General features: G+C 33.5%; 27 protein-coding genes and 2 tRNA genes. 21 read left to right on the forward strand and 8 right to left on the reverse strand.

Going from position 1 to position 26132, the window contains the following annotated elements; translation table 11 throughout:
* Window positions 1-73 precede the first annotated feature (73 nt).
* Entirely contained in the window at window positions 74-553 is a 480-nt protein-coding gene (locus N4A45_04090; protein MCT4664398.1) for a Dabb family protein, read from the reverse strand.
* A gap of 526 nt (window positions 554-1079) precedes the next feature.
* Window positions 1080-2291 carry a glycosyltransferase gene (locus N4A45_04095; protein MCT4664399.1) on the reverse strand — a complete coding sequence of 404 codons (1212 nt, stop codon included), beginning with the start codon at window positions 2289-2291 and terminating at the stop codon, window positions 1080-1082.
* 213 nt (window positions 2292-2504) lie between these two features.
* On the opposite strand from N4A45_04095, the gene N4A45_04100 reads away from it, so the two are divergent.
* Window positions 2505-3617: a fatty acid desaturase gene (locus N4A45_04100; GenBank protein MCT4664400.1), complete on the forward strand. Its 1113-nt coding sequence runs from the start codon at window positions 2505-2507 to the stop codon at window positions 3615-3617.
* Between the two features lie 125 nt (window positions 3618-3742).
* Here the strand turns inward: N4A45_04100 and N4A45_04105 are convergent, their stop codons facing one another.
* Window positions 3743-3922: a hypothetical protein gene (locus N4A45_04105; protein MCT4664401.1), complete on the reverse strand. Its 180-nt coding sequence runs from the start codon at window positions 3920-3922 to the stop codon at window positions 3743-3745.
* Between the two features lie 11 nt (window positions 3923-3933).
* Here N4A45_04105 and N4A45_04110 point away from each other — a divergent pair, with 11 nt between their 5' ends.
* The 4 genes from N4A45_04110 (at window position 3934) to N4A45_04125 (ending at window position 8099) form a co-directional block, all read left to right on the forward strand.
* The gene (locus N4A45_04110; GenBank protein MCT4664402.1) at window positions 3934-4692 is read left to right on the forward strand and encodes a hypothetical protein; all 759 of its coding nucleotides are present in this window, start codon (window positions 3934-3936) and stop codon (window positions 4690-4692) included.
* Window positions 4693-4695: 3 nt separating this feature from the next.
* Complete coding sequence (locus N4A45_04115; GenBank protein MCT4664403.1) at window positions 4696-5928, forward strand: 3-deoxy-D-manno-octulosonic acid transferase; 1233 nt, start codon at window positions 4696-4698, stop codon at window positions 5926-5928.
* A 14-nt stretch (window positions 5929-5942) separates the two neighbouring features.
* On the forward strand, window positions 5943-6932 hold the full coding sequence (locus N4A45_04120; protein MCT4664404.1) for a PorT family protein: 990 nt from the start codon (window positions 5943-5945) through the stop codon (window positions 6930-6932).
* A 273-nt stretch (window positions 6933-7205) separates the two neighbouring features.
* A complete protein-coding gene (locus N4A45_04125) occupies window positions 7206-8099 on the forward strand; it encodes an anti-sigma factor (GenBank protein ID MCT4664405.1) in 894 nt (297 codons plus the stop codon).
* A 162-nt stretch (window positions 8100-8261) separates the two neighbouring features.
* Here N4A45_04125 and N4A45_04130 read toward each other — a convergent pair whose 3' ends face one another.
* The gene (locus N4A45_04130) at window positions 8262-8720 is read right to left on the reverse strand and encodes a type I restriction enzyme HsdR N-terminal domain-containing protein (GenBank protein MCT4664406.1); all 459 of its coding nucleotides are present in this window, start codon (window positions 8718-8720) and stop codon (window positions 8262-8264) included.
* 5 nt (window positions 8721-8725) lie between these two features.
* On the opposite strand from N4A45_04130, the gene N4A45_04135 reads away from it, so the two are divergent.
* From N4A45_04135 to rfaE2, 8 genes are all read left to right on the forward strand, one after another.
* Window positions 8726-9364: a hypothetical protein gene (locus tag N4A45_04135; protein ID MCT4664407.1), complete on the forward strand. Its 639-nt coding sequence runs from the start codon at window positions 8726-8728 to the stop codon at window positions 9362-9364.
* Between the two features lie 94 nt (window positions 9365-9458).
* Window positions 9459-10547: a glucosaminidase domain-containing protein gene (locus N4A45_04140; GenBank protein MCT4664408.1), complete on the forward strand. Its 1089-nt coding sequence runs from the start codon at window positions 9459-9461 to the stop codon at window positions 10545-10547.
* Between the two features lies 1 nt (window position 10548).
* Entirely contained in the window at window positions 10549-11250 is a 702-nt protein-coding gene (locus tag N4A45_04145) for a helix-turn-helix domain-containing protein (GenBank protein ID MCT4664409.1), read from the forward strand.
* 1 nt (window position 11251) lies between these two features.
* Complete coding sequence (locus N4A45_04150; protein MCT4664410.1) at window positions 11252-11896, forward strand: phospholipase D-like domain-containing protein; 645 nt, start codon at window positions 11252-11254, stop codon at window positions 11894-11896.
* A 44-nt stretch (window positions 11897-11940) separates the two neighbouring features.
* Window positions 11941-12243, forward strand: coding sequence for a twin-arginine translocase TatA/TatE family subunit (locus N4A45_04155; protein MCT4664411.1), 303 nt, complete (start codon window positions 11941-11943; stop codon window positions 12241-12243).
* A gap of 6 nt (window positions 12244-12249) precedes the next feature.
* The gene (locus N4A45_04160) at window positions 12250-13182 is read left to right on the forward strand and encodes a calcium/sodium antiporter (GenBank protein ID MCT4664412.1); all 933 of its coding nucleotides are present in this window, start codon (window positions 12250-12252) and stop codon (window positions 13180-13182) included.
* Between the two features lie 73 nt (window positions 13183-13255).
* A complete protein-coding gene (locus tag N4A45_04165; GenBank protein ID MCT4664413.1) occupies window positions 13256-14245 on the forward strand; it encodes a flippase-like domain-containing protein in 990 nt (329 codons plus the stop codon).
* Complete coding sequence (gene rfaE2, locus N4A45_04170; GenBank protein ID MCT4664414.1) at window positions 14226-14705, forward strand: D-glycero-beta-D-manno-heptose 1-phosphate adenylyltransferase; 480 nt, start codon at window positions 14226-14228, stop codon at window positions 14703-14705. The genes N4A45_04165 and rfaE2 overlap by 20 nt, the downstream gene beginning before the upstream one ends.
* Window positions 14706-14719: 14 nt before the next feature.
* On the opposite strand, the gene N4A45_04175 is transcribed toward rfaE2, so the two are convergent.
* A complete protein-coding gene (locus N4A45_04175; protein MCT4664415.1) occupies window positions 14720-15394 on the reverse strand; it encodes a class I SAM-dependent methyltransferase in 675 nt (224 codons plus the stop codon).
* Window positions 15395-15854: 460 nt separating this feature from the next.
* Here N4A45_04175 and N4A45_04180 point away from each other — a divergent pair, with 460 nt between their 5' ends.
* From N4A45_04180 to N4A45_04205, 6 genes are all read left to right on the forward strand, one after another.
* On the forward strand, window positions 15855-16544 hold the full coding sequence (locus tag N4A45_04180) for a MotA/TolQ/ExbB proton channel family protein (GenBank protein ID MCT4664416.1): 690 nt from the start codon (window positions 15855-15857) through the stop codon (window positions 16542-16544).
* A gap of 5 nt (window positions 16545-16549) precedes the next feature.
* Complete coding sequence (locus tag N4A45_04185) at window positions 16550-16954, forward strand: biopolymer transporter ExbD (protein MCT4664417.1); 405 nt, start codon at window positions 16550-16552, stop codon at window positions 16952-16954.
* A gap of 2 nt (window positions 16955-16956) precedes the next feature.
* Window positions 16957-17706, forward strand: coding sequence for a hypothetical protein (locus N4A45_04190; protein ID MCT4664418.1), 750 nt, complete (start codon window positions 16957-16959; stop codon window positions 17704-17706).
* A gap of 7 nt (window positions 17707-17713) precedes the next feature.
* Window positions 17714-19018, forward strand: coding sequence for a Mur ligase family protein (locus N4A45_04195; GenBank protein ID MCT4664419.1), 1305 nt, complete (start codon window positions 17714-17716; stop codon window positions 19016-19018).
* A tRNA-Val gene (locus N4A45_04200) sits at window positions 19009-19086 on the forward strand. The genes N4A45_04195 and N4A45_04200 overlap by 10 nt, the downstream gene beginning before the upstream one ends.
* A 16-nt stretch (window positions 19087-19102) precedes the next feature.
* Window positions 19103-19180 (forward strand) — tRNA-Val (locus N4A45_04205).
* Window positions 19181-19305: 125 nt separating this feature from the next.
* On the opposite strand, the gene N4A45_04210 is transcribed toward N4A45_04205, so the two are convergent.
* Window positions 19306-23895, reverse strand: a complete 4590-nt coding sequence (locus N4A45_04210; GenBank protein ID MCT4664420.1) for a choice-of-anchor J domain-containing protein — start codon at window positions 23893-23895, stop codon at window positions 19306-19308.
* Between the two features lie 260 nt (window positions 23896-24155).
* Between N4A45_04210 and dtd the strand changes: the two genes are divergently transcribed.
* Complete coding sequence (gene dtd / locus N4A45_04215) at window positions 24156-24611, forward strand: D-aminoacyl-tRNA deacylase (GenBank protein MCT4664421.1); 456 nt, start codon at window positions 24156-24158, stop codon at window positions 24609-24611.
* Window positions 24611-24937 carry a nucleotide pyrophosphohydrolase gene (locus N4A45_04220; GenBank protein ID MCT4664422.1) on the forward strand — a complete coding sequence of 109 codons (327 nt, stop codon included), beginning with the start codon at window positions 24611-24613 and terminating at the stop codon, window positions 24935-24937. The genes dtd and N4A45_04220 overlap by 1 nt, the downstream gene beginning before the upstream one ends.
* Before the next feature lie 245 nt (window positions 24938-25182).
* On the opposite strand, the gene N4A45_04225 is transcribed toward N4A45_04220, so the two are convergent.
* Together N4A45_04225 and N4A45_04230 are read right to left on the reverse strand one after the other, a co-directional pair.
* Entirely contained in the window at window positions 25183-25368 is a 186-nt protein-coding gene (locus N4A45_04225; protein MCT4664423.1) for a hypothetical protein, read from the reverse strand.
* A 74-nt stretch (window positions 25369-25442) separates the two neighbouring features.
* Entirely contained in the window at window positions 25443-25985 is a 543-nt protein-coding gene (locus tag N4A45_04230; GenBank protein MCT4664424.1) for a hypothetical protein, read from the reverse strand.
* Between the last annotated feature and the right edge of the window lie 147 nt (window positions 25986-26132).

Here is a 26132-nt window from a genome sequence, read left to right on the forward strand (position 1 = left end):
AAAACAAAATCCCTTTTATCACATCGTAAATCTATGTGATAAAAGGGATTAAACATTGGGGAATACCATTTAGTTATTTAACTGCTGTATAATCATAAACTAACACCCCATTTTCTTCTGCTAATAAAGGTCCTACAAAAGCCTTAAAATCATCATGAGCTTGATCGTATTTACCCATTTCTGTAATAAAGGGTTTTCCCACATAGTAATCTCTATCTGACAATGAATTGAATGTAACAAAAAATGCTATTTCATACCCTTTTGACACGCCTTCTTTACTGTTCTGATAGCCGTATTCTATGTCTCGGATATACTTTTTACCATCTTTTTTACTTTCTTTTAATGCCAAAAACTTCTCAATAACTTGGTTCTTTTCCCCATCTGTTACGCTGTCTTTATATTTAAACAACACAATATGCCTGATGGTTGTTGAATAGTGAATAGGATCGGTAGTTCCTCCATCCTCATTTACCGTATCTTTATCACAAGATGATAAAAATGAGAAAAAAATTGTACAAAACAGTACAACCGTTACGTTTCTAAAGTTCTTCATAATTAGTAATAGTTTAAATTAATATTTAACTCTATTTGATTTTCATTTTTTTTAAAACATTTTTTAAATCAATGCCTTAAACTCATTATTAAAAAAAAATCAAACAGACAAGGTTAATGATAAAAACACAACTATTGTATATAAAATAATTATTTCTAAAGAAGTTATGTAATTTACCCATATATTTTGTTTCTTTTCGGAGTTTTTCGTTGTAGAACATCTCTTAATCCTCCTGAAAAGTCAGGACAAGCTCTGGAATTAAAATCCCCCTTTGAAGGGGGTAAGGGGGATGTTGCATCTTGTTTCATAATCGAATAGCATTTCCTTAGTTTCTTTTTATGGGCGATATTTATTTGTGTAACATCCCCTTACTCCTTCGAATAGCTTGTCCCAATATTTCGGGAGGGATTATGACAGTGAGTAAACCAACACCATAAACGGTATTACTTTATCGTATTTGATATCTGAACTAGAAATGAAAAATCCATATAAATCCCTCCAAAAAGGAATTACTCAGGCATATTTTCTAGCTTTTTGATTCAATCCACCTCGACATAAACTCCAAACTCCTGTTAGAATGATAGGCAGTTAATTTTTGATAGAAGCTCGTTTTTGAAGTACGTTTTCCAAGGGCAATACGCTCAAAGAAACACTCAAAATACTGAGGATTTTGATAGAGTTTTTGAAACAGTTCTTTTCCAATTTTACTTTTTTCTTCCCAAAGATTTTGATTTTTATACAGCTCAATAGCCTGATGTATCATCTCTTGTGGAGAATCGGTAATAAAACCTGCCCAATTTTCGAGTTCATCACCCATCGATTCTGCCCCAACAGTATTGGTGACTATAGGAACTCCAAAACGCATTGCCTCTTTAATTTTCCCTTTAATCCCTGCACCAAAAGGCAAAGGTGCTAGAAGTACTTTTCCTTGTTGAAAAACAGAAGTCAAATCTGGAGCTTGCCCCACTATTTCAAATCCTTTTTTGGCTTGATGAAGTTGTTGAATTCTGGGCGGACTATAAGCTCCGTAAGCTAAAAAGCGTACCTCAGGAAGTCCTGTTTTTATTCCTTTCCATATTTTGTGATAAACATATTCAACTGAAGCGACATTGGGCGCATGTTGCAAATTTCCGATCGTAAAAAAATCTTTTCTAGCTTCCCATGGAATAACTGATTGCGGAATTTCTTGCGTTTCAAAAAAAGGAAGATAACAGCATTTTTCTTCAGAAATTTGAAAATGATTCCTCAATAAATCCATTTCAAAACGAGAGATTATCAAAGAAAAATCTACCCTTAAAATAGAAGCAATTTCTCTATAACAAATGGGCTCATTCTCCATCATTTTGAGTTTGAAATCAATATCTTTATTATAAGCCAACTGCCTTGTTTTTCTCAAAGCATGAAAATCTTCGGTATCCAATATTTCTAATGCCAGAGGCAATTTTTTGCGCACTCGCCATCCAAATTGTTCCTCCATCACAAAACGATCATATAGTACAATATCTGGATTGTTTTTTTCTAAAAAAGTATCAAAAGAAGAATCGTTTAAAAGAATAGAATAACAGGAAACCCCTATAGATTCAAGATCGAAACTAAACTCAGAAAGACTTGCAGTGGTGGCAAAAATTAAGCGATAATTTCTCTTCTGAAACTCAGAAATCAGCTGGATCATTCTACTCCCTGCGGCCGTGGTATTTGGTTCTGGGAAAACCATCCCAATAATCAAAACTGTTTTCATTTTCCTCTGAAGAACTTTATACCGATACAAATCGATTAATTAACACTAAAAATGTATTTATTGCGTTTTTTTTTGACTGTATCAAAAAGCACATTATTGAACAAATATATTGGTGAAAACCAAAATAGAAAAGGTTTTCAAAAGAAAAACCTGTTATATATCATGTATTTCGTCTGATAAAAGAATAAATTTGTACTCTTAAAATCGATATCTATGAGTCAAAGTGTGGCAGAGACTGCTCAAAAGAAGCCAGTCCGACAAAAGAAAAACCAGATAGCCGCCCCGAATCTTGATGGAATTACAGACCAACAGATTATTACGGAACTAAAAGACTGGGCAAAACTAACGAAGCCTTACCAACAAACTAACAAAAAGAAACAAACGATACAAATTCTCAATTCATTCTTACCTTATTTGGCAATCAATGTCTTGATGTATTATACCCTGAATGTATCTTTGATTCTTACTTTTTTCTTGGCATTTTTAGCCGCTTTTTTCTTGGTAAGAATATTTATTATCCAGCATGATTGCGGACACATGTCTTTCTTTGCAAAAAAAGACAATAACGATACTCTTGGTTTTATTGCCAGTTTATTTACTACTTTTCCCTATAAATATTGGGCAAGATCTCATAGCTTCCATCATGCACACAATGGGCAATTAGAAGACAGAGAAATAGGAGATATTAATACACTTACTGTAGAAGAATACAAGGAAAAGAATCCATCACAAAGGTTTTTCTATCGCTTGTATCGTAATCCTTTTATTCTTTTTATTCTTGGCTTGAGCTACTACCTTATGGTTCCATTGCGTTTTCCAATGGTCAAGAAAAAAGGTTGGGAAAAAACAAAAAGACAGCAACTCATCAACAATATTATTCTTGTGGCACTTTATGCAAGTCTTACCTATCTCATAGGTTGGGATTTTCTTAAAGTTCAACTGCCTATTTTTGCCATCTATGCCGTTATTGCTTTGTGGTTCTTCTATGTACAACATCAACATGAATTCACTTACAAACAATGGAAAAAGAACTGGAACTATGTAATCTCGGCAATAAGAGGAAGCTCTTTTTATAAATTACCGAAGATCTTTAATTGGCTTACAGGAAATATCGGGTATCACCATATTCATCACCTAAATTCTCGAATTCCGAACTATAACCTTATCAAATGTTCTGAAGAAAACCCTATTTTGAATAAGTATGTAAATACACTTACTTTCTCAGAAAGTCTTTCTTGTGTTTTTAACCATCTATGGGATGAAAAAGAACAAAGAATGATCAGCTTTGCGGCCTTCAGAAAAATGGAAAAACAGGGATTAGTGTAAGTTCTCGATACAACTTCTTTTCCGTTTCTCTCCAAAGAAATCACTCGAACTGACAGAGATATAAAAATTGTATCGCTTTTGTCAGTTCGAGTGGTTTTTGATGAAATGCAATGGAGTCAAAAATTTTATCGAGAATAGCATACGATAATCAAAAAAGTTCTCGATACAACTTCTTTTCCGTTTCTCTCCAAAGAAATCACTTCCCAGTTAAGCCAAAAATCATTAATGTTTATTAAAAAACGTCTATCCATACTTCCTCCCAAAACTTCTTTCTCAAAAACATTCCATAAATTCGTTTCTTCCAAAACGTAAGATTATGCTATTTAGAAAAATTCTATTATTATTTACCCTACTCAGCTCTTTGTTTTCCTATGCCCAAATGGCTCCAGATACTTCCATTTCTGTTTCCATGATAGAAGGTTCTGGAAGTTTTCAAATCCCAGTGGGTGATTTGGCTGATCGTTATGGGAATAGTTTTTCTATCAATGTCGCATTCTATCGTAAAACAGCAAATAATTTCACTTATGGATTACAGGTTCAAAACTATGTAGGATCTGAAATTAATGATGTAGAAAATCTTCTTGGCGACCTAAACACCACTGAAGGTGGACCCATTGATAATCAGGGTGGGCTAGGAATTGTGGATTACCAAAAAAGAGGAATGAATATCATGGCTCAGGTAGGAAAAATTCTTCCGCTCTCCTTTTCTCCAAATATCAATTCTGGTTTATGGGTACAGTTTGGGGCAGGATATGTTTGGGATAAAATCAAGATAGAAGATCTTGATGAAAGAGTCGTTATTCTCAATGAGGAAATCACCAAAGGATACGACAAACTTTCGGGTGGATTAAGCCTTTACCAATCGATTGGTTATGTAAACTTGAGTAATAACAAAAAAGTTAACTTTCATATTTCATTGGAATTTACAGAAGGCTTCACGACTAATCTAAGAGGCTACGATTATAAAAATCAGACAAAAATAGAGGGTTCTCAATTTGATTTCTCTGTTGGACTCCGTTTTGGATGGATTCTTCCTATCTATGGAAAAAGAAAAGACAAATATTATTACTATTAGTCTATGAAATTCCTTTATCAGATAGGGATTTTCTTATATGGTTTTCTAATGAAAATCTTAGCCATTTGGCATCCTAAAGCGAAGCTATGGACAACAGGAAGAAAAGAACTCTATCAAAAAGATGAAATCTTTTTCAAGAATCTACAAGGAGGAATTCTATTCCACTGTTCTAGTTTGGGAGAATTTGAACAAGGACTTCCTGTTCTTGAAGCATTAAAAGAAAATTATCCTGATAAAAAGATTATTTTAAGCTTTTTTTCTCCATCAGGTTATGAAAAATGCAAAAATCATCCACTTGCAGATTGGGTCACTTATCTTCCCTTAGATTCTAGATCACAAACCAATTGGTTTGTGAATTCATTAGCTCCAGAAATGGCTTTTTTTGTCAAATATGAATTTTGGCCAAATCTCTTTCAAAGCTTGTATAAAAAACAGGTTCCTATTTATCTGGTTTCTGCAATTTTTAGAGAAAATCAGCTCTTTTTTAAATCTTATGGAGCTTGGTATCGTAAAATTCTAAAGTATGTTTCCTATTTTTTTGTACAAAACCAACAGTCTTTGGAATTACTCAAACAAATAGGAATATCCGAAGCAAAAATTGTGGGAGACACACGCTTAGATCGTGTTCTTAAAATAGCTAAAACTCCATTTTCTAACACAATACTAGACGATTTTACACAAAACAGAAAAGCTAACATTCTCATAGCGGGTTCCACTTGGGAGGAAGACGAAAAAGAACTTCAGGTATTTCTAAAAACAAATCCGAAATGGAAAATAGTTCTTGCCCCACACGAAATTCATATTGGACATTTAGATAAAATTCGTCAAATTTTCTCTGAACATCAACCGTTGTTTTATTCTCATCATCCAACAAAGGAACAATTAGCCACAGCTCAAGTATTGATTATCGACACTATCGGAATGCTCAAATACCTCTACCGTTGGGGAAACATTGCCTATATCGGTGGTGGTTTTGGAAATGGGATTCACAATACACTAGAAGCTATAGTGTATGAAACACCTGTAATATTTGGGCCCCGTTTTGAAAAATTTCAGGAAGCAAAAGATCTCATTGAAAATAATATTGGAAAAACAATCAACAAAAATGAACTAAACAAGGCCGTTTCTTATTTTGAAAATAAAAATTTTGAAGAAATATCACATGATATTCAAGAATATATCATTAAAAATAAAGGTGCTTCACAAAAAATCATATTATATTTGAGAAACAATTAATTGATTTAAAAAACATGAAAAAACTTTTATTATTTCTTACTTTATTAGTAGCCTCTCAAACCACCTTTGCACAATCTACTAATGAAATTAAAAAGGATTTAGAAAAAAAGATCATTCATCGAGTTCAAAAGTATCTTATCAAATCGCCACGACTTGTGAAAGCCGTAATGGATAAGGAATCTAAATTATTAGAAAGAAAAATCCTAAAAATTCAAAAACAATTTGAAGCTGGAACAATTACAAAAGTAGAAAGTGAAAAGCGAAAAAATAAAGCGATCAATAAATCTGCAAATAAAGTAAGTCTGATGCTCGAAGCAATGGCAACTCCTGGTAAAACAGCAGAATGGAATATAGAACATGACACAATAGCAAATAATGGAGTGCTTATTCATGAAAATCATTGGGCATCAAACCTAAAAGTACCTATTGGTTTTGGATGGAATAATTGGATCACAAATGGGAATCATTCAAATATATTTGATGCAGGTAAATCCATGTATTTTAAGATAGGTTTAGCCTACCCGATGTATTTTAAAAATGAAAAAACGAGTATCGATCTTGGACTTGTGTATAACACCACAAATTACCGTATAGATAACGATAATTATAGAATGGCTCACGATCCGATATATGGAGTTCGATTTACAAAAATAAAAAGTGATCAAAAAGCCACATTATCTCGTTTTAACCAAAGTACCTTAGATATTCCTCTTACCATTTCTCATAAATTTAATGATAAGCATAAGTTTATCGTATCAGCTGGGGTTTATGGAGGTTTGGTTCTTAGGTCTAAACAAGTTGTTAGGTATAATGACGGAAATAAGGATAAATGGAAATCTAACTGGTCAACAAACTCTTTTTATGGTGGCTTGATATTTAAAGCAGGAGTAAAAGGCGTTTATCTAGAAACAAAATTCCGACTAAACGAAGTCTTTAGTAAAAGTGAATCTGGACTAAGAAATCAATACCCTTTTCAAATAGGACTTAGCTTTGGAGATTTCTAAGAAAAAAAGATTAATACTTATTTATAAAAGACTGATTAACTAACCACTAATCAGTCTTTTTTTTGTCTTAATAAAACAAACATTAGCCTCCTCAAAAAATCACAACATGCATCTTGATATAAAAAACAACAAATAAAAGCTCAATAATTAACGATGGACTTCATATAAACTCCAATAAACGAATATAACAACGCTATCTTATTATATCTTTTTAATTTTGAAGCACTTATAAACCCTCTCCTTTTCATTAAGGAGATAGATTAACAAAAAAATATGAAATTAATAAAATCACTAGTAGCTAGCCTAATACTAGCAGGAGTAGTTGTAAGTTCTTGTACAAAAGATGAAATTGAAACAAAAGAACAAGAAGGTAATCTAAAATTGAATTTTACCAATCTACCTAATTTAGGAAATGATGCCCAGTATGAAGGATGGATTATGGTAGATGGAAAACCTGTTTCAGCAGGGGTATTTACTGTAGATGACAATGGAAACATGTCTAAATCAGAGTTTACACTCGATGCAGAGCAAATAGAAAAGGCTTCTACCTACGTTCTAACCATAGAACCTAAACCAGATAACGACCCGAGCCCTACGGCAACTAGAATATTAGCAGGTGATTTCTCTAATGATATTGCAAACCTAGCCATTGATCACTCAGCTGCATTGGCAAATAATTTTTCTACTTCTCAAGGGAAATATTTATTTGCAACACCTACAGACACTGACAGCACCAATGAACTAAGCGGAGTATGGTTTCTACAACCAAGTGGAAATATGATGGCAAGTTCTCTAGATCTACCTAGTTTACCACAAGGTTGGGCATACGAAGGTTGGGCAGTTGTAGACGGTAAACCACTATCTACAGGAACATTCACAAAGGTAGATTCAGCTGATATGAGTGCAGATTTCTCAGGAAATGGAGTTGCTCCAAATTTCCCTGGTGAAGATTTTGTAAAAAATGCTCCAAATGGAGTAAACTTCCCAGTTAGTCTTCTTGGTAAAAACATTGTAATCTCTATAGAACCAGTACCAGACAATAGTCCAGCTCCTTTCTCTATGAAACCTTTAATAGGAACAGCTCCAGCTGATGGAATGCCACTAACGGTTTACAATATGGAAAATAAAATCGCTGACAATAAGCCAAGTGGAAAGGCTATGAGATAATAATTCAAATAATCAATCTAATCTATCAAAATAAATAATAAAAAAAATACATATTAATTGTGCGAGTTATTTTGAGTGTACGAACATAAACAAATCAATAGATAAAATTATTAAGAACTTGAAACGATAGATTGAAACAGCCTCGAAAGAGGCTGTTTTTTTTTATCTTAATAATTCAAAATGAGGGAGTTTTTCAGCCTTTTCATAAGCTCCTCTTTTCATATCCCACTGATAAAGAAGATGCTCCATACCATTTGACAAAATAATTAATGGAGCAGAATCATATTCCATCGCCTGCATCAATACCTGATCATTCAACGGAATATGAGGCGCTTTTAGCTCTAATAAAATCAAATTTTCTCCCTGCCTATTACAGCAAATCATATCGAAACGCAAGCCTCTAGTTGACAAACTTTTTGCTAATTTTTCTACACGCATTAAGCCAATAGGATAACCATAAGAATGGTATAATAAATGAATCCAATGTTGTCGAACCCATTCCTCGGGTGTCAAAATGATATACTTTTGTCGCACTATATCCCACACCTCAAGATTAGAGTCCACTTCTTTAATCTTCAATGACGGAAAGGGTAAATTAAGTTTAGGAAACTGTAAACGCATCGCACTTGGCACTTTTTAAGAAAATTCAGTCTTATCTTTTCCCTGTTCTATTGGAACAACAAATAGATCAAAATGAATTCGAATTATCGCTTTATTTATCTGCTGGAAAGGTAAAACTCTACACCGCAAATACCAATTATTCTGGTGGGAAATTAAAGAAAACCTTTCAAAAAGCATTACAAGATTATACTTTTAAACCCGAAGATGAAATTTTAATATTGGGTTTTGGAATGGGATCTATTTGGGAAATTATTAGAGAGGAAAAACTCCTCAATAATTCAGTTACAGGTGTTGAAAATGAGAATATTATCATTGATTGGATTAATGAATACCAACCCAAAATCATTCAAGATACACAAAGCACAATCATTCAGTCTGATGCAAAAGAATTTCTTAAAAACAGTTCCAAAAAATTTGATCATATCATCATTGACTTATTTGTAGACCACTTAGTTCATCCCATGATATTCAGTAATAAATTTGTACACTATTTACATAAGTGTTTAAATAAACAAGGAAACCTTATTCTGAATACCATGTATTGTCCATTAGATCTTATCCCCTCTGTATATCAAAAAGATTTTCTCATCAAAAAAACACTCAAAAAAGGATTAAACACCCTTTATTTTATGCAAATGCGATAAGATAAATAGCTTAAAAATCAATCAAATTTCAAAAAAAATCCTTTGAATTTTAATTGGTATAATTAACTTGCAAAAAAAATAGAATTTCTGGGTAATGAAGCGACTTGTATGTGTAATAATTTTGACTATTGGAGTGAGTTTTTTATCTGCTGCCCAAACAACAGAAATAAAACATAAGCGATACATAAAACAATTTATTGATTTTGCTTTAGAGGAAGAGAGGAGCTCTGGTGTACCAGCTAGTATTACCTTAGCTCAAGGAATATTAGAATCCAATTCTGGAGAAAGCTTTTTAGCAAAAGAAGCCTATAACCACTTTGGCATTAAATGTAAAAAAACTTACGAAGGTAAGGTGATTTTTCATGACGATGATAAAAAAAACGATTGTTTTAGAGTATATGAAAGCGTTTTAGACTCTTATAAAGATCATTCTAATTTCTTGAGAAAAAATAAACGCTATGCTTTTTTGTTCGACTATAAAAAATCCAACTATAAAGCTTGGGCAAAAGGCTTAAAAAAAGCAGGATATGCTACCGATAAAAAATACGCATATAGACTCATTGATATCATCGAGAAAAATAAGCTAGACGAACTTAATCTATACAGTAGTGGAGAAGATTTTTTGGCTTATATAGGAACTGTTTCTACAAAACCAAAAGGATGGCAAGATCCCATTGTGTCAAACACAAAAAAAGAGAAACAAATACAAGAGCCTAAAGAAGAAACTCCTCAACCAAAAGATGATATTCTCATTGCAGTAGAGACTGTGAAAAAGGAAAAAGAAGCCAAAAAAGAAATTAAAGTTGAAACTAAACCAACTATTCAAGAGAAAAAACTCGAGAATAAATATTACCAGCGTTTCATCCATAAAAATGGAGCAACATTTATCCTTACAGTTGAAGGTGACAATTTTGAAACCATTAGCAAAAGGCATGATATATGGGTTTCTGAACTAAAAAGATATAATGAAGTTACGATTTCGCCAGTTTATGGACAAAATGAGTTTGTGTATGTAAGACCTAAAAAACGGAAAGCACATACTAAATATTATTATGTAAAAGAAAACGATACAATTTATAATATCGCTCAAAAATTTGGAGTGTGGATTAAAAGAATCCGAAAAATGAACGACATTGAACCTGGTGAAGGCGTAACTCCTGGTATGAGAATTAGACTTAGATAAAATGAGCTATATAGGAAAAAATATCAAATGGTTTAGAAAGCAAAAACAAATTAGTCAAACAGAGTTTGCTAATATCTTTGCGATCACACGAGCAAGTGTAGGCTCTTATGAAGAAGAAAGATCGGAACCAAAAATTGAGCTTTTACAAAAAATTGCTTCCTACTTCAATGTAAGCCTAGATGATTTAATTTCCATAGATTTAGCCTTCAAAAATCCTGACCAACAACAGCTTTCTCAAATGACTATTGATCATATTTTTGAAGTAAAGGAAAGCAATAGCCAACAGAATAATACCCAACTGCAAAGCCCACCAAAAACAGAAGAAATTTCTGAAAAAACACCGATTATTTCTTTTGAAAGAAAAGAAATAGAACCGACTTCTGATCCTTTGTTGAAGTCTATTCTATTCTCTGAAAACGGCATGAATTTTACTGAAATTGAAGTGCGTCCTTTTTCCTTTTTAGAAATGGTAGATGCCTGCTGTAAGCTTCAACCCAATATGGAACGACCTGAAGATTTCAGTATTCGAGATGGTAGTTATCTTTGGCTCCAAAAAATACCCTTAAATAAAGAGGCAAAAGGCTTATTAGTTATCGAAAAAAACAATGAATTTAGTGTACTAAAAGGAGTATCTATCAGCACGGAAGAAGCCAAAGTATGGAGAATACTTTTTGTTCAAGACTCTATCAATAATTTTATATAATATGTTTGATCAACTCATTGAAGATTTACACAAACTTGCCGTAGGAGAACTTAAAGAAAAGTGGTTTTTTCAGTCTTGGGAGAAAAAAGTAGAGGAAGTTGCCCATCTCAAGAAAAATGAAATTTTGGTAAGCATTTTTGAAAAAGAAAACTACACTGAAATTCAAAAACTACGCATTCTTGATACACTTGATGTCCTTTTTTCAGGATACCAATACCGAGTAGCTTTTAGCCCTAGTGATGAATGTCAAGAACTCATACTCCAATCAATAAAAAAAGCAAAACAACAGATTGATATTTGCGTATTTACCATATCCGACAACGATATTAGTAAAGAGATTATCCGAGCCAAAAAAAGAGGCGTTCACATAAGAATCTTAACGGATAATGACAAACAATTTGACAAAGGTTCTGATATTTATGATCTGGAAAAAGCAGGAATTACTGTTCGTTTTGATAGAACTGACAACCACATGCATCATAAATTTGCCATTTTTGATCATAAAGAACTTCTCACAGGAAGCTATAACTGGACTCGATCGGCAAAATTGTACAATAACGAAAATATCATTATTGTAAAACACCCCAAAATGATTGATGATTTCCAAGAAGAATTCAATCAGTTGTGGCAAAAGTATAAGGTCTGAGATTCATTTGCTAACTTTGCCTTGCAAAAACCACCAAAAAAATTATGGTACGATTTCCACTTTTGCTAAACTTTTTAGGAACACAAGAACTTATTTTAGTGATCTTGGTGATTCTATTTATGTTTGGACCTAAGAAAATTCCTGAACTCGCTCGCTCTCTTGGAAAAGGATTGAGAAAAATTAATGATGCAAAAAATAGCATTACTGATGAAATCAAAAAAGGAATGAATGAAGTGCAAGGCGAAGGTGACGGAATTGTTAAGGATATTAATGAGGTAAAAAACGATATGCAAGACATCAAAAAGAAGATTGAGCAAGAAGTAAAAAACACCATTCCAAGAAAATAATCTATTTTGATACAATTATTACTCATTATTTTATCCCTCGCCATGCTCATTTTTGCGGGTGATATTCTTGTAAAAGGAGCTGTTTCAATTTCATTGAAACTTAAAATCCCAATGATGATTGTGGGTTTAACGGTTATTTCTTTTGCCACTTCAGCCCCCGAATTATTTGTAAGCCTACAAGCCGCTTGGGCAGGCGATAGCGATATTTCTATCGGAAACGTTATTGGGTCTAATATTGCCAATATTTCTATTGTCTTAGGGCCTACAGCTTTAATATTTCCCATCATTGTAAAACAAAGAGTTTACCGTTTTGATTGGTTAATAATGGCACTTTTTTCTGTTGTTTTTGGGGTTTTTATGTACACCGATAACAATATATCTCGCATAGAAGGAGGAATACTCTTCGCGGGACTCCTTGCCTATGTCATTTCTATGGTTGTGTCGGTAAAGAAAAACCCAATGGAAGAAGATGACGAAGGAACTATCTATCCTATGTGGAGAAGTGTAAGTTATTTAATTATAGGAATTGTGGGTTTAAAATACGGTTCAGAACTTCTAATTGACCAAGTAAAACTATTTGCTGCTGATGTCGGGATTTCAAAAAGAGTGATTTCTTTAACCGTCGTGGCATTTGGAACATCCATTCCAGAATTAACGGCCTCCTTAGTAGCTGCATATCAAGGAAGAAAAGACCTATCGGTGGGAAATCTTATTGGTTCTAATATTTTTAATATTGGTTCTGTTATAGGACTCACTTCTTTAGTAACTCCTATCGCTATTACTTCTCAATCGCAACTTTTTGATTGGGCTTGGATGATGGGTATTGCCATTCTACTTCTTCTTACTATTGTGTTGAATAAACAAAATAAAATAGGAAGAGTTTCGGGTGGTTTACTCACTTTAGTTTACATTCTCTATACAGTTTCTTTGTTTCTATAACACTTAATTTATGGAAAGTTTGAACTATATTTGGGAATTGAATTTTATTTAAATCAAACAAAAATAGAAAATCGTGAAAAAAGCGCTTAAAATAATCCTTCCTCTACTCCTTGGAGTTTTTCTGATCTGGTGGTCTGTAAAAGATATGTCGAAGGCTGATAAAGAATCGGTTATTAGCTCCATTAAGAATGCTGATTATTTTTGGCTAGGACTCTCTGTTTTTATAGGGATCCTTAGTCATATTTCGAGAGCCTGGAGATGGAAATATTCTTTAGAGGCAATTGGGGCAAATTTCACCTTGAAAAATGCCACATTTTCAGTCTTTATCTCCTATCTCGTAAACCTAGCAATACCAAGAGCGGGAGAAGTTTCTAGAGTTGCCGTATTTTCTAAAGCAGAAAACAATCCTTTTGATAAAACCTTAGGGACAGTAGTTGCCGAACGTGTAGTAGATATGGTTCTACTTTTAGTAACCCTTGGAATTGTCTTTTTGGTACAATTTGATATTATTATCCAAACCATTCAACCCAAAGAAGAAAGTTCTGAGAGTTCACCCGTTCTTCTTGGCGTAATTGCTGTTGTAGGGCTTATTGTCGCTATTGTTGGTTGGAGAATTATTTCTAAAGCAAAAGAGGGTATTTTACTCAAAATAAAAGAGTTTTTATTGGGTATTTGGGAAGGCTTACTTTCTATTTGGAAAATGGAAAATAAAGGCTATTTCTTATTGCATACTTTTATCATTTGGGGATTATATATCGCGATGTTTTGGGTATCTATTTACGCCATTCCTGAGACTTCAAATATCGGGTTTGGTGCCATTATTACTGCATTTGCAGCTGGAGGAATTGCCATGGTAGTTTCCACAGGAGGCTTGGGAGCATACCCAATAGCTATTGCAACGGTATTACTAAACTATGGCGTTCCAGAAACGGCGGGAACGGCTTTAGGATGGGCAATGTGGGGTGCACAAACACTTATGTTTTTGGTTCTAGGAGGACTTTCCTTTTTCCTGATTACAGTAATGAACAGAGAAAAAATCCTTGATGAAGAACATGAAGGATAAAATCTACACACTAGAAGAACTGATTATCAGAAGGCAATCTTGGAAAAAACAAAATAAAAAAGTGGTTTTCACCAATGGTTGCTTTGATCTCATTCATCGTGGACATTTACAATATTTGGCTCAAGCCAAAGAACTGGGAGACAAACTTATTGTAGCCATAAATTCTGATATTTCTGTAAAAATCCTTAAAGGAGAAAACAGACCGATTAAACCCGAAATAGATCGATTACTCACTATGGCGGCATTTTCTTTTGTAGATGCCGTTGTTCTTTTTGAAGAAGAAACTCCTACAAAATTAATTGACGCGCTCATTCCAGACATTTTAGTAAAAGGAGGCGACTACGAAATAGAAAAAATCGTTGGTTACAAAACCGTTACCCAACACGGAGGGCAAGTACTTACTTTAGATTTTGTAGCTGGGAGTTCTACTTCCAATTTTGTAGAAAAACTGAAAAACTAAGTTTACGTTTCGTTCTAATGATACCCCACAAAAGACCAATCTCCACCAAGTTCTTCACACACATAATTATCATAATTCATTAAGGCAAGAAGATTCATTTTTTCTGGGTAGAAATTCACATGAAGATCAAAAGTGTATTTAAAATATCTTTGCTTCGGTGTGGTTAAAATCAATTTTCCCTTGCAAATTCTTTTGAGTTCTTCAATAGCCTTAGAACTATCAATAATGTGTTCTATAACATGATTGCACATCACGATATCAAATTCATTATCTTCAAATGGAAGTCTGGTAATTTCACCCTGAACAAAATTAATTTCTTCATCTTCCATTTCCTTAATAATATCACAACCTGTTAGATTTCGGTAACCTTCTTTTTTTAATAAAGAAAGAATATATCCATTACCACAACCAACGTCCAAAATCTTTTTGTCTTTATCATTTTCTAGATGATCAAAAAGAAAATCAATAGATTTATTGTTTAAATCACTTGGTCTCTTTCCTGTACCCAAGGATTCATAAATCTTATAATAATCCGTATATTCTTCATCAGTGATATTTTCTAGATTATTCTTAAACTCCATTAGTCGGTTTACATTTTTCCCCTTAAACCATAGGTAAAACATGGGATACATAAAGTATTTATTATCCCTCAAAGCTATTGGAAGTAAATTATCGATAAAATACCTCATAACATTAGTCGTCTCTCTTGTCATTCTATTGATTATATTGGCACAATGGTTTATACTAAGTATTCATGTAAAATCGTTCCTCAACCCTTGAAAACATAACAAAAGCTATATTTTTTTTCAGAGATTAATTCCTATTCAACACCATATTAATTTATACAAATACAATACTTTAAAATCTATTTGTATTTCACAAAAATAATATTTTCATGATATCTCACAAAAAATACCAATATATTTTTTTAAAAACTAACACAAATGAAAAGGAAGTCTTGAGCCACCTAGCATAAGCCTCTTAAAAAAAATAATATAGTAAAAATTTCAAGCCTTGATTTCCCTAATTTCTCCTTAAAATTCTTCAGAAAAGAACCCTAAGTCTTTGATGTTTTAGTAAAATCTTCATTATTACTATTAATCCCTTATCTTTGAGTATTCAAAATTTACAAATCGAACGTTTAAAATTATGCCTCAAGATAGCATTCAACAAGCTCAAGTAGCCCTAACAGAAGTTCCTACTCCTGTAGAACAGGAAATTTCAATTATAGAATTAATTCAAAATGGCGGAATTGGCGGACAAATCATCATGCTCATTCTATTTATTCTTTCTGTAATTACAGTTTATATTTATATTGAGCGTTTTCTGGCAATTAGAAAAGAACAAAAAAGAGATGAAAACTTTATTCTCACTTTTAAAGATTTTGTAGAAGATCAAAAAATAGATGCAGCAAAAGAGCTCTGTAATAGAAATGAATCTTTAGTTTCAGAAGTATTTTCAGAAGGTATCAAACACCTAGACAAAGACCGAGAAGTTTTAGAAAACAGACTAGAAAAAATAGCCAATCAGAAAGTGCAAAAAATGGAATCAAAACTTCCTACACTCGCTACCATTGCGGGAGCAGCGCCTATGTTGGGATTTTTGGGAACTGTTATTGGAATGATTGTCGTTTTCCATAAAATGGCATCTGCTGGTGGTCAAATAAAAATTGATATGCTTTCTAATGGAATTTACACAGCCATGACCACTACTGTTGCAGGTCTTATTGTGGGAATTATCGCCTATATTGCCTATAATAATTTAGCCGCAAAGATGAATAAAGTAGCTTACACGCTAGAAACAGCTTGTGATGATTTTTCTGATATTCCAAAGAAATAAAAACTATGGGAGTACGATCTAACCAAAAAATTAGTCCAAGTTTTTCAATGAGTTCCATGACGGACTTGGTTTTTTTATTACTTATATTCTTTATACTCACCTCCACTTTGGTAAGTATAAATGCATTGGAGATAGAATTACCTTCAGCAACATCCAATAAGGTAGAAAATCAAATAACAGCTGTGAGCATTCACCCTGATGGAAGTTTTTCTATTAATGATACAAAAGTGGATGAAGAATCCCTTGAAAACGAAATATTAAAAGCACTTGAAGCAAATAATAGTAAAAGAAATTTAGTCATAAGATCTGATAAAACAGCACTTGTGGATCATTTAGTAAAAGTAATGGACATTGCCAATAGAAACCAGATCAAAATGGTGATTGCTACAGAATATCAAGAAAAGCAATAAGAATGAAAACCAAGAAAAATAAATATATCGCTTGGATTTTTACCGTTCTTGTTCATTCATTGGTCTTGATGACATTTTGGTGGTTTACTTTTGAAAAAGAAGTTCATGAAGAACAATTTGGCGGAATTGCTGTAGAATTTGTGGGAACACCCGAGAAATCTAAACACCACGCAAAACCCGATGAAATTGCAGATGACCTCTCTAATAAATCTCAAAAAGTCACCCAGCCACAAGAAACAAGCCCTGATAAACAAAAAATATTAAGTGCAGAAGAAACCATTGCACTTGAGAAAAAGAAGAAAGAAGAAAAGCGGAAAAAAGAACAAGAGAAGAACAACAAACTCTTTGACGATATCGAGTTTACCAATGACACCCAAAAAAGTGTTTCTCCAGATAAGGTAAATGTATTATCTGGTGCTGTAGGACATAATGGTGATCAAGAAAAATCTGCCAATTTTGCAAAAACTGGAAAAGGAAATAATAGCGGTTTTTTTGTAGGAAACAGAAAGCCTATTTCCAACTCTAGACCACCTTACAAATGTCAAGGAAATGCCGTAATTGTTGTAGAAATAGTGGTAAGTCCGAATGGTAAAACTGTTTTTGCAAGAGCGGGAATAGAAGGCTCAAAATACCATTCAGATTGCTTTAGAAAAGAAGCTTATAATGCTGCCATGAACACCCAGTGGACCGCTAATCCTAAAGCAAAAGGAAACGAAAGAGGTTTTATTGTCTATCACTTCAATACCATCTAAATTTTTCATGAATTATCAAGCTTGTTGCGATTGGATGTTCAATCGTTTTTCTAGTTTTCAGCAAGAAGGAAAAACAGCCTTTAAACCCGGTTTAGAGAAAATTAGATCTTTATTAGCACCCATTCTTCCAGAAATAGAAAAAATTCCCATTATACATCTTGCAGGAACCAATGGAAAAGGCTCAACTTCTTCCATGATTGCAAGTGCACTAGCGTACTCTGGGTATCAAACAGGTCTTTTCACAAGTCCGCATTTCTTATCCTTTACAGAACGTATCCAAATTAATGGAAACTATATACCAGAAAAAGAAATAACAGACTTAATAAACATAAACAAGGAGTTTTTAGAAAAACATGAAGCCAGCTTTTTTGAAATTACTTTGTGGCTAGCCATGCATTATTTTGTCAAGCAAAAGATTGAAGTTTTAGTTTTAGAAACGGGTTTAGGTGGAAGACTTGATGCTACTAATTTTCATTCAAAATCTTTGTTGAGTATTATTACCAATATTGGACTAGATCACACAGATATTCTAGGAAATACACTTGAAAAAATTGCCATCGAAAAAGCGGGAATTATCAAGAAAAATGGCAAAATCTTAAAAGGAGAAAAGCAATTAGGTGAGGTTGATCAAAAAATACGTGAAATTGCCTCTCAACAAAATTCAGATCTTCGTTGGGCATCGGATTTTGTGACTCAAGAAACAGAATTTTATAGTGGAGAGGAAGATTTCCAGAAACGCAATACACAAACTGCTTTTGCTGCTTTAAAATGGATTCAAGAGGATTTAACAATGCTCACTAACCAAAGTATCACGAAGGGACTTCAAGAATCTCAAAATATATTTTTTCTTCCTGGAAGGTGGCAAAAACTGGAAACAAAACCCATTTCTATTTTTGATATGGGGCACAATGAAAATGGCGTTAAAGCAGCCTTAAAAAAACTCTCCAACGAGAAATACGAACAACTTCATCTTGTTTGGGGAAATGTATCAGATAAAGATTCGGGAATTATTTTTAGCCTTCTTCCCAAAGAAGCGCATTACTATTTAACAGAAATCAGTACTAATAGAAGCGAGTCATTAAAAAATCTTGAAAAATTTGCTTTAGCAGAAAAATTACGCTTTTCTAGCTACACAAACCCTAGAAAAGCTTATATCAACGCCTTAGAAAACGCACAAGAGAACGATGTGGTTCTCGTTTTAGGAAGTGCCTATTTAATTGCTGAAATTTTTTCTAAAAATTTCTCAAAAAGCCTTGCTGAAATCAAAAAGCTTACTATATTTGCATCCAGCTTAAAGAAAGCGGGTGATTAGCTCAGTTGGTTTAGAGCGTCTGGTTTACACCCAGAAGGTCGGGGGTTCGAATCCCTCATCACCCACCAAACCGAAAATATTTTCGGGCGATTAGCTCAGTTGGTTTAGAGCGTCTGGTTTACACCCAGAAGGTCGGGGGTTCGAATCCCTCATCGCCCACCAAAGCGAAAAAGAGTTTGTCTTATTTAAAAGACAAACTCTTTTTTTTTGTTTTACCCATATTCTGGGCAAAAAAAAGCTGCTCGATTTTCACCGAACAGCTTTTATTTTTAGAATAATCTACAAGATTATTTCTTTACAAATCTTCTAACAAAGTTTCCTTTCTCAGACTCACCTATCAAGAAATAGTTTCCTGATGCCAATTCTGATACTTCGATACTTCCTTTTGAAGTTAGGATGTTTTCCATGATCGTTCTTCCTTGAGCATCTACAATTCTAAGATTGGTAACTTCAAGTTCACTATTAATGTTTAATACATCGTTCACTGGGTTTGGATAGATTGCGATCTCGTTTTCATCAAGTTCATCTAAACCGATACCAGAAACTTTATAAGTTGCCGTTTCTGTACAACCTTCAGCTGTAGTTGCAGTAACGGTATAATCTCCATTTACTGTAGGACTAAAGCTAGAAGTAGTATTTACCACAGCATTGTTAAATTTCCACTCATAAGAAGTAAACCCTGAAGATGCTGTTAATACACCACCAGCATAAGCAATAGATAGATTAGGAACTGTTGCTACTGTTACTACTAGAGTATCTTTGGTTTCACAACCTGCAGCACTTGTAGCTACTACAATATACTCTGTTGTAATAAGCGGCCCTACACTTACTCCATTTCCACCTGTAAACCCTGTAGACTGCCAAGAATAACTATTTGCATTTCCTGTTGCGAATAGTTGTACAGAACCTCCAGGACAAATAGTCGTGTCGTTTCCTGCATTCACCATTGGCAATGCTTCTACGGTTACCGTATGTGTAATGGTATCATTTCCTAAATCTTTATCATCTGCAGCACTCATAATAGCTTCTAGAGTGTAAGTACCTGCAGCAAGATTCAACGTATCTAAATTAAGTAATACTGTGTCACCTTTAGGCACCATTGTATTCAATGAATAAGTCATTGAAGAACCTCCAGAGATATTTAGTTTAATATCATAAGCATGAAGTGCTGTATCTCCTACGTTCGTTACGTTAGCAGAAACATAAATTGGGTTTCCTTCACAAAGTAAAGTATCTGTATTTGCAAAGTTCAATAGACCTCCATCTACTTCTGGTTCACGAATTTCTACATTATCAATAAAGAAATCTCTATCTCCTCCTGCTACAGTTGATTCTGCATAGAATGCAATTTTTACATTACCAGTATATGCTGTTAGATCAACAGTATAACTTGAACCAGTTGTTGTAGGTGCATTTAATGTATCAAAAGTATAAATTGCATTTGCTGATGACCATGTAGCTCCGTTATCTGGAGAAATAAGAATCACAACGCGATCATCTGGTCCCATTTGACCACCAGTTGGAGCGTTAGTACTATTGTATTGTGTAACACCTGCATCAAACTTTAATACTTTAGCGTGATTCGCTTCTAGATTAACCGAAGGACTTACTAACCATTCATCAGTACCTGTTGACCAAATATTTACTCTTGCAGCTCCAGTAGATCCACTATTCAAATATCCGTCATTTCTCCATCCTGTGAAACTTGAAGTTACTGGAGCTAAAGTTGAATTTGTAGTTAATGCTCCACTATATTTATCCCAACAATCTGGTAGGAATGTTGAAAAATCTTCATCTAACACACTCATTGGCGCACAAGATAAAGTATAAGTAAATGGATCATCCAAAGCACTGGTATCTGTAGCACTACATAATGATCTTACATATACGTCAACTGTATCACCATCCATAAATCCAGTAATCGTTAATGGATTTGATGTAGTAGTTATTGTCGTTCCTGTTCCTGGAGTAAACCCTACATTTCCATATTCAACAATCCATGATGTGGCTGCAGTTACATTTGTCCAAGAAACTTCAAAACTAGTATCTGAAACAGTTGAAGCAGTATAGCTTACTGGCCCCACACATGATGGAGCATCTTCTACTGTTAGATAATCAATATACACATACGAGTAAGTTGCTGTTGCTGTTAATCTAAAAGCTAGATAACGATCTGTGTTAGCAGCATCAACAATATAAGCATTATATTCCTCTGTTGTTGATGTAGTAAAATCATCCAAAGTAGTATACACTTGGAAAGTACTTGCATCATTTGGATCACTCATCGTTCCTATTTCTAATTTTGAAGCAGAGCTTCCTCTAGAATAGAATTTCACTGATTTATTTGTCAAATTATGATCAAATTCAGGAGAAATCAAAATAGCGGTATCAGATGTAGAATATGAAGTACGAAGACGCATTACATTACTTGAATCATAAGCTGAAGATGTAGCGTATTTGTGCACTCCATAGAACGAAGACGAAGAAGCAATATCCTCGTATTCAGACCAACATTTTGTAAGTCCTTCACCGTTTGCAACTCCTTCAAAACTTTCGTTTGTAATTGCTGAAATAGTATTACAAAGTGTAGTTCCAGAAACTTCACTTGTCCATAAACTAGTATCCCCTGCACCACAAATGGCTCTTACATAGAAATCGTAAGTTGTTCCATCGTTAAGTCCTGTTACTGTTTTAAAAGTATCAGTAGAAGTTACGAAAGTTCCAGATCCTTGAGTAAATCCTGTTTCTCCATATTCCACTTCATAAGTTCCTGCGGCTGTTTCTGGAGTCCAGCTAAATGTCATACTATCTGTTCCGATAGCTGAAATCATTAAACTATCTGGCTTCACACAGGCAGGAATTGTTTCCCAATTGAAATCATCGATATATACCGAACAATAATCATCATCTGTTAAATACTTTATTGCTAAAAATTTATGAGTAGTTGTTTGGTCATAGTTCACCGAATACTCTGTATAAGTAGCAGTAAGCATTACTGTATCAACCACTGTAAACGAAGCGGTATCTGAAGGACTCGTCATTGTTCCTAGAATAACACCTGTGTTTCCTGGCCCTGTTTCTTTCGCAAAGAATCTTGCTCTATGTGTTCCATTAGGGAGATCATTAAGCTCAGGTGTAATAAAATAAATTTGAGCATCTATATCTGCAGAGTTATACAGTCTTATATGTCTATTTCCACTATTTGGACTTGTAGAAGAATAAGTATAAGCTCTCGCTGAAGTAGAAGTTGAATTAATCACATTTGCCCAACAATCTGGAACAATTGCTGAAGCGTAAGAATCAAAGTTTTCGCTAAAAGAATTAACAGTACCACATTCTGTAGTAAAGTTCATTGTTGTAGAAGCACTTGTATCTGTTGCTGAACAAACTGCAAATACATTAATAGTATAGTCTGTATTTCCATTTAATCCAGTAATTGTTTCAGTAGTATCAGAACTTGTTCCTGATGCAATTATTGTTGTTGAATCTAGTTCTGTTATTTCATAGTAATATGAATTAGCAGAAGCTACGGCATCCCAATAAACAGCAGCAGAACTATCTGTTGTTGAGTCCAAGCTTACTGTGTTTATCTCCAAACAAGATGGAGTTTGCTCCCACATAAAATTATCAATAAATCCACTACTGTAGTTCGTATTAGATAAGTATTTAATCGCTACATAATTATGATTTGCATGCGTAATTTCTTTTCTATAAACTGTGTATGTTGAAGTAAGATCTATTGTATCCACAGGAGTGAAACTTGCTGTATCCATTGCTGATGCAATTGTTCCTACTACGAATTTACTTGTACTTGAGGAACCTTTTACCATCATGTTTATTCTATGTGTACCTGCTGCCAGAGTTGTTAATTCTGGAGACAAAGCCGTAAGATTTAAGTTTGAACCTGTTATTGAGGAATTATAAAATCTTAAATGTTTCGTTCCTATTGGACCTGTAGAGGTATAAGCTTCGATATCCGTAAAGCTATTCCCTACTTCTATAGAAGACCAACAGTCTGGTAATGCTCCTGTAGCAGTATTATCAAAAGAATCTGCAAATGTTGCGTATGTTATACAATTTGTCGTGAAATTAAAACTCATTTCATCAGATGTAGTATCTGCTCCAGTACAATTTGTGAATATTTCTAAATTATAATCCGTATTTGGCATTAGCCCAGAGAAATTTAAAAAAGTATCCGAAGTATTTCCTTGAAATACAGCTGTAGTATTTCCTACTTCAAATAATTTATAAGCATAATCTGTTGCATTTGCAGAACTATCTTGCCAACTTAATACAGCACTTGTATCCGTAATATTAGCATCCATTGCATAAGGAGTAAAACAAGTAAACGGAATTGTTAAAGGTCCGCTTACATCATCAATACTTAAACGCAGCTCATCTTTTGAAATCGCTTGAAAGGCAACTCTTACTGTTTGACCAGCATAAGTTCCTAATGGATATGAGTATTTCGTCCAAGTTGTTGGAGGAGTAATATTTGTATCCAAAGTAACTGTGAAATCTGCGGTATCTGTACCATCTCCAGAGTTTGATAGTTTTAAATGAAACTGATCTTGATAAGTACTTGAATTATTCCTCGCATAAAAATGAAGCGTATCTGTTGGAAAAATCACTAATTCTCTGGTAATTAACCAATCATTATGTGCCTGTGAAGAATGATATCCTATGGAAGCAGAATTAGATCCCGTATGCGGATTAGTACTGTACTGAGACCATGCCCTTCCAGAGGAACCATAGTCCAAAACTTCCCACCCTTGAGGGGGAAATTGATTTCCTTCAAAACTTTCGTTTAAAGGTTGTGCCATTCCTGAAAAAGAAAATAATATCAGGAAAACACTTAGTAAGTATGAGTTTTTCATATGAATATAAGTTTAAAAATCATAGAAAAACATCAAAAAAAGTACCAAGTTTGCAATAATTTAACATTGAAAATTTGTATAAACTCAAAAACCGCACTATATTACTGGCTTTTTGAATGTTATATTGTTTAATTTTTAAATAAATAACACTATTTTGGTATAAAATTAAACAAATCTCAATGGATTATTTAACTTCAATTATAGTAAAACCCTTAAAAAAACATGATTTCGACTATCTTTGAGAGATAAGAATCTGCAAAATGAGAATGATTTTACAACGTGTTTCACAGGCACGACTCACTTCAAGAAAAAACTTCCTTTCTGAAATTCAAAACGGGCTATTCATCTTAGTAGGCGTGGGAGACGAGGATAGCAAAGAAGATGCCAAATGGCTTGTTCAAAAAGTGTTAAAATGCCGTATTTTTTCTGATGAAAATGATCTTATGAATTTATCGGTCATGGATACCAAAGGTGAATTACTGGTGGTCAGTCAATTTACCCTTCATGCTTCTTATAAAAAAGGAAATAGACCTTCATTCATAAAAGCTGCAAAAGCTCAAAAAGCTTTAGAACTTTATGAATATACCGTCAATCTCTTCAAAGAACAATATCAAGAAAGTGCCGTAAAAATGGGCTCTTTTGGAAATCATATGGAGATTTCTTGCGTAAACGACGGACCAGTAACCCTCATTTTTGATAGTAAAAACAAAGAATAATGGAACTAAAAGAATTACAAGAACAAGTAGATAATTGGATCAAGACCTATGGCGTACGTTATTTTAGTGAGCTAACCAATATGGCAATCCTCACAGAAGAAGTAGGCGAACTGGCAAGAATCATGAGCCGACGCTATGGTGAACAATCCGAAAAAGAGAGCGATAAAAACAAAGACTTAGGCGATGAAATTGCGGATGTACTTTGGGTGCTTACCTGCATTGCAAATCAAACAGGAATAGACCTAGAAAAAGCCCTCCAAAAAAACTTCGAAAAGAAAACCCAACGTGATGCTACAAGGCATTTGGAAAATAAAAAACTGGAGTGATAGATTTGAAAGTTAATTACTCAATGGCATAAGCCCCTTCAAAGAGAGGAAGGGGGATATTCTACAAAAAAAATACTCCAAAAATGAAACTAAAACCTATGGGTAAATTAACACCAAAAATGGAATTATTTATCAAACAGTTTGACGCTATTTATCATAAAATATCATCCAAAAAAGGGTGCTCCAAACAGTTTTCACAACAAAACAACCGAGGTGTTCAGTAAAATTATTAGTAATAAAATAGCTTAATCAGATTTTTTATCACTATTTTTTTTCTTTTCAAGTAGTACTAGATATACACCTCCACAAACGAGAAAAACACTAATCATGTTTTTATAATCATAAATATGATCTGTATTAAATAAGAAAACCCCTATTGCTACTGCAACTGAATAATAGGTTAGAGAAAAGGCTGTTTGTGTTTTTTTCATAGTTTCTGTATTTTGAATTAATAATTGTATGTGGGATCGTTAATTTCATGATATATTTTTCTAAATTAACAGAACTAATAAATTGACATACCTAAATACCCTAACATTAATAACAATGCGATAAAATGGATAAATGGAAACATCACCATTCTATTATGCTTGAATTCTAAGTAGCTACGAATAAAAAACGAAAGGAAAAATGTTATTAAAAAAGCCATTTCTATTTCAGAAAAATTCGCTTTATATATCAATGATAGCACTAAGCCTATTAACGACAAAATCATGGAAACTATAGTAGAAACTCCCGAAGATTCATTGTTTATATAAAATGAAGGTTTAATAGAGTATGATAATGACATACAATTTGAAAATAAAAGTGACCAATATCCTCGATCTTCCAGAATTATAAACAATTCTTCAGTGTTTTTATCCACACTGGACAAATCAACTGTTACTGAATGGTAATCCAGTTTGAACACTGCTTTCTTAGAACTAGAAGAATCTAATGCAATCTCCTGTCCAAAAAACAAATTTTGTTTTTGTCTTTTGCCATCCAAGAATACCTTAATAGACCTTGCAGCGTAATATGGTGTTTGATTAATTGCTTTTACAATCATAATAATTTAAATTTTTTCCCATTTTGAAATAAAAATATTAATATGGCTTACACTCATTACATAGACTTAAATCAATGATATCGATACTATTAATATTTTGTAAATCCATTAGTTGTTCGTATTTTTTTTATTGATTCAACAGCACTA

This window comes from Flavobacteriales bacterium, from assembly GCA_025210805.1.
Taxonomy (GTDB): domain Bacteria; phylum Bacteroidota; class Bacteroidia; order Flavobacteriales; family CAJXXR01; genus JAOAQX01.

Bases quoted from the DNA above. Each gene is read 5' to 3' on its own strand.
- N4A45_04090 (MCT4664398.1), bottom strand. From the start codon at position 553: ATGAAGAACTTTAGAAACGTAACGGTTGTACTGTTTTGTACAATTTTT.
- N4A45_04095 (MCT4664399.1), bottom strand. From the start codon at position 2,291: ATGAAAACAGTTTTGATTATTGGGATGGTTTTCCCAGAACCAAATACC.
- N4A45_04100 (MCT4664400.1), top strand. From the start codon at position 2,505: ATGAGTCAAAGTGTGGCAGAGACTGCTCAAAAGAAGCCAGTCCGACAA.
- N4A45_04110 (MCT4664402.1), top strand. From the start codon at position 3,934: ATGCTATTTAGAAAAATTCTATTATTATTTACCCTACTCAGCTCTTTG.
- N4A45_04115 (MCT4664403.1), top strand. From the start codon at position 4,696: ATGAAATTCCTTTATCAGATAGGGATTTTCTTATATGGTTTTCTAATG.
- N4A45_04120 (MCT4664404.1), top strand. From the start codon at position 5,943: ATGAAAAAACTTTTATTATTTCTTACTTTATTAGTAGCCTCTCAAACC.
- N4A45_04125 (MCT4664405.1), top strand. From the start codon at position 7,206: ATGAAATTAATAAAATCACTAGTAGCTAGCCTAATACTAGCAGGAGTA.
- N4A45_04130 (MCT4664406.1), bottom strand. From the start codon at position 8,720: ATGCGTTTACAGTTTCCTAAACTTAATTTACCCTTTCCGTCATTGAAG.
- N4A45_04140 (MCT4664408.1), top strand. From the start codon at position 9,459: ATGAAGCGACTTGTATGTGTAATAATTTTGACTATTGGAGTGAGTTTT.
- N4A45_04145 (MCT4664409.1), top strand. From the start codon at position 10,549: ATGAGCTATATAGGAAAAAATATCAAATGGTTTAGAAAGCAAAAACAA.
- N4A45_04150 (MCT4664410.1), top strand. From the start codon at position 11,252: ATGTTTGATCAACTCATTGAAGATTTACACAAACTTGCCGTAGGAGAA.
- N4A45_04155 (MCT4664411.1), top strand. From the start codon at position 11,941: ATGGTACGATTTCCACTTTTGCTAAACTTTTTAGGAACACAAGAACTT.
- rfaE2 (MCT4664414.1), top strand. From the start codon at position 14,226: ATGAAGAACATGAAGGATAAAATCTACACACTAGAAGAACTGATTATC.
- N4A45_04175 (MCT4664415.1), bottom strand. From the start codon at position 15,394: ATGAGGTATTTTATCGATAATTTACTTCCAATAGCTTTGAGGGATAAT.
- N4A45_04180 (MCT4664416.1), top strand. From the start codon at position 15,855: ATGCCTCAAGATAGCATTCAACAAGCTCAAGTAGCCCTAACAGAAGTT.
- N4A45_04185 (MCT4664417.1), top strand. From the start codon at position 16,550: ATGGGAGTACGATCTAACCAAAAAATTAGTCCAAGTTTTTCAATGAGT.
- N4A45_04190 (MCT4664418.1), top strand. From the start codon at position 16,957: ATGAAAACCAAGAAAAATAAATATATCGCTTGGATTTTTACCGTTCTT.
- N4A45_04195 (MCT4664419.1), top strand. From the start codon at position 17,714: ATGAATTATCAAGCTTGTTGCGATTGGATGTTCAATCGTTTTTCTAGT.
- N4A45_04210 (MCT4664420.1), bottom strand. From the start codon at position 23,895: ATGAAAAACTCATACTTACTAAGTGTTTTCCTGATATTATTTTCTTTT.
- dtd (MCT4664421.1), top strand. From the start codon at position 24,156: ATGAGAATGATTTTACAACGTGTTTCACAGGCACGACTCACTTCAAGA.
- N4A45_04220 (MCT4664422.1), top strand. From the start codon at position 24,611: ATGGAACTAAAAGAATTACAAGAACAAGTAGATAATTGGATCAAGACC.
- N4A45_04225 (MCT4664423.1), bottom strand. From the start codon at position 25,368: ATGAAAAAAACACAAACAGCCTTTTCTCTAACCTATTATTCAGTTGCA.
- N4A45_04230 (MCT4664424.1), bottom strand. From the start codon at position 25,985: ATGATTGTAAAAGCAATTAATCAAACACCATATTACGCTGCAAGGTCT.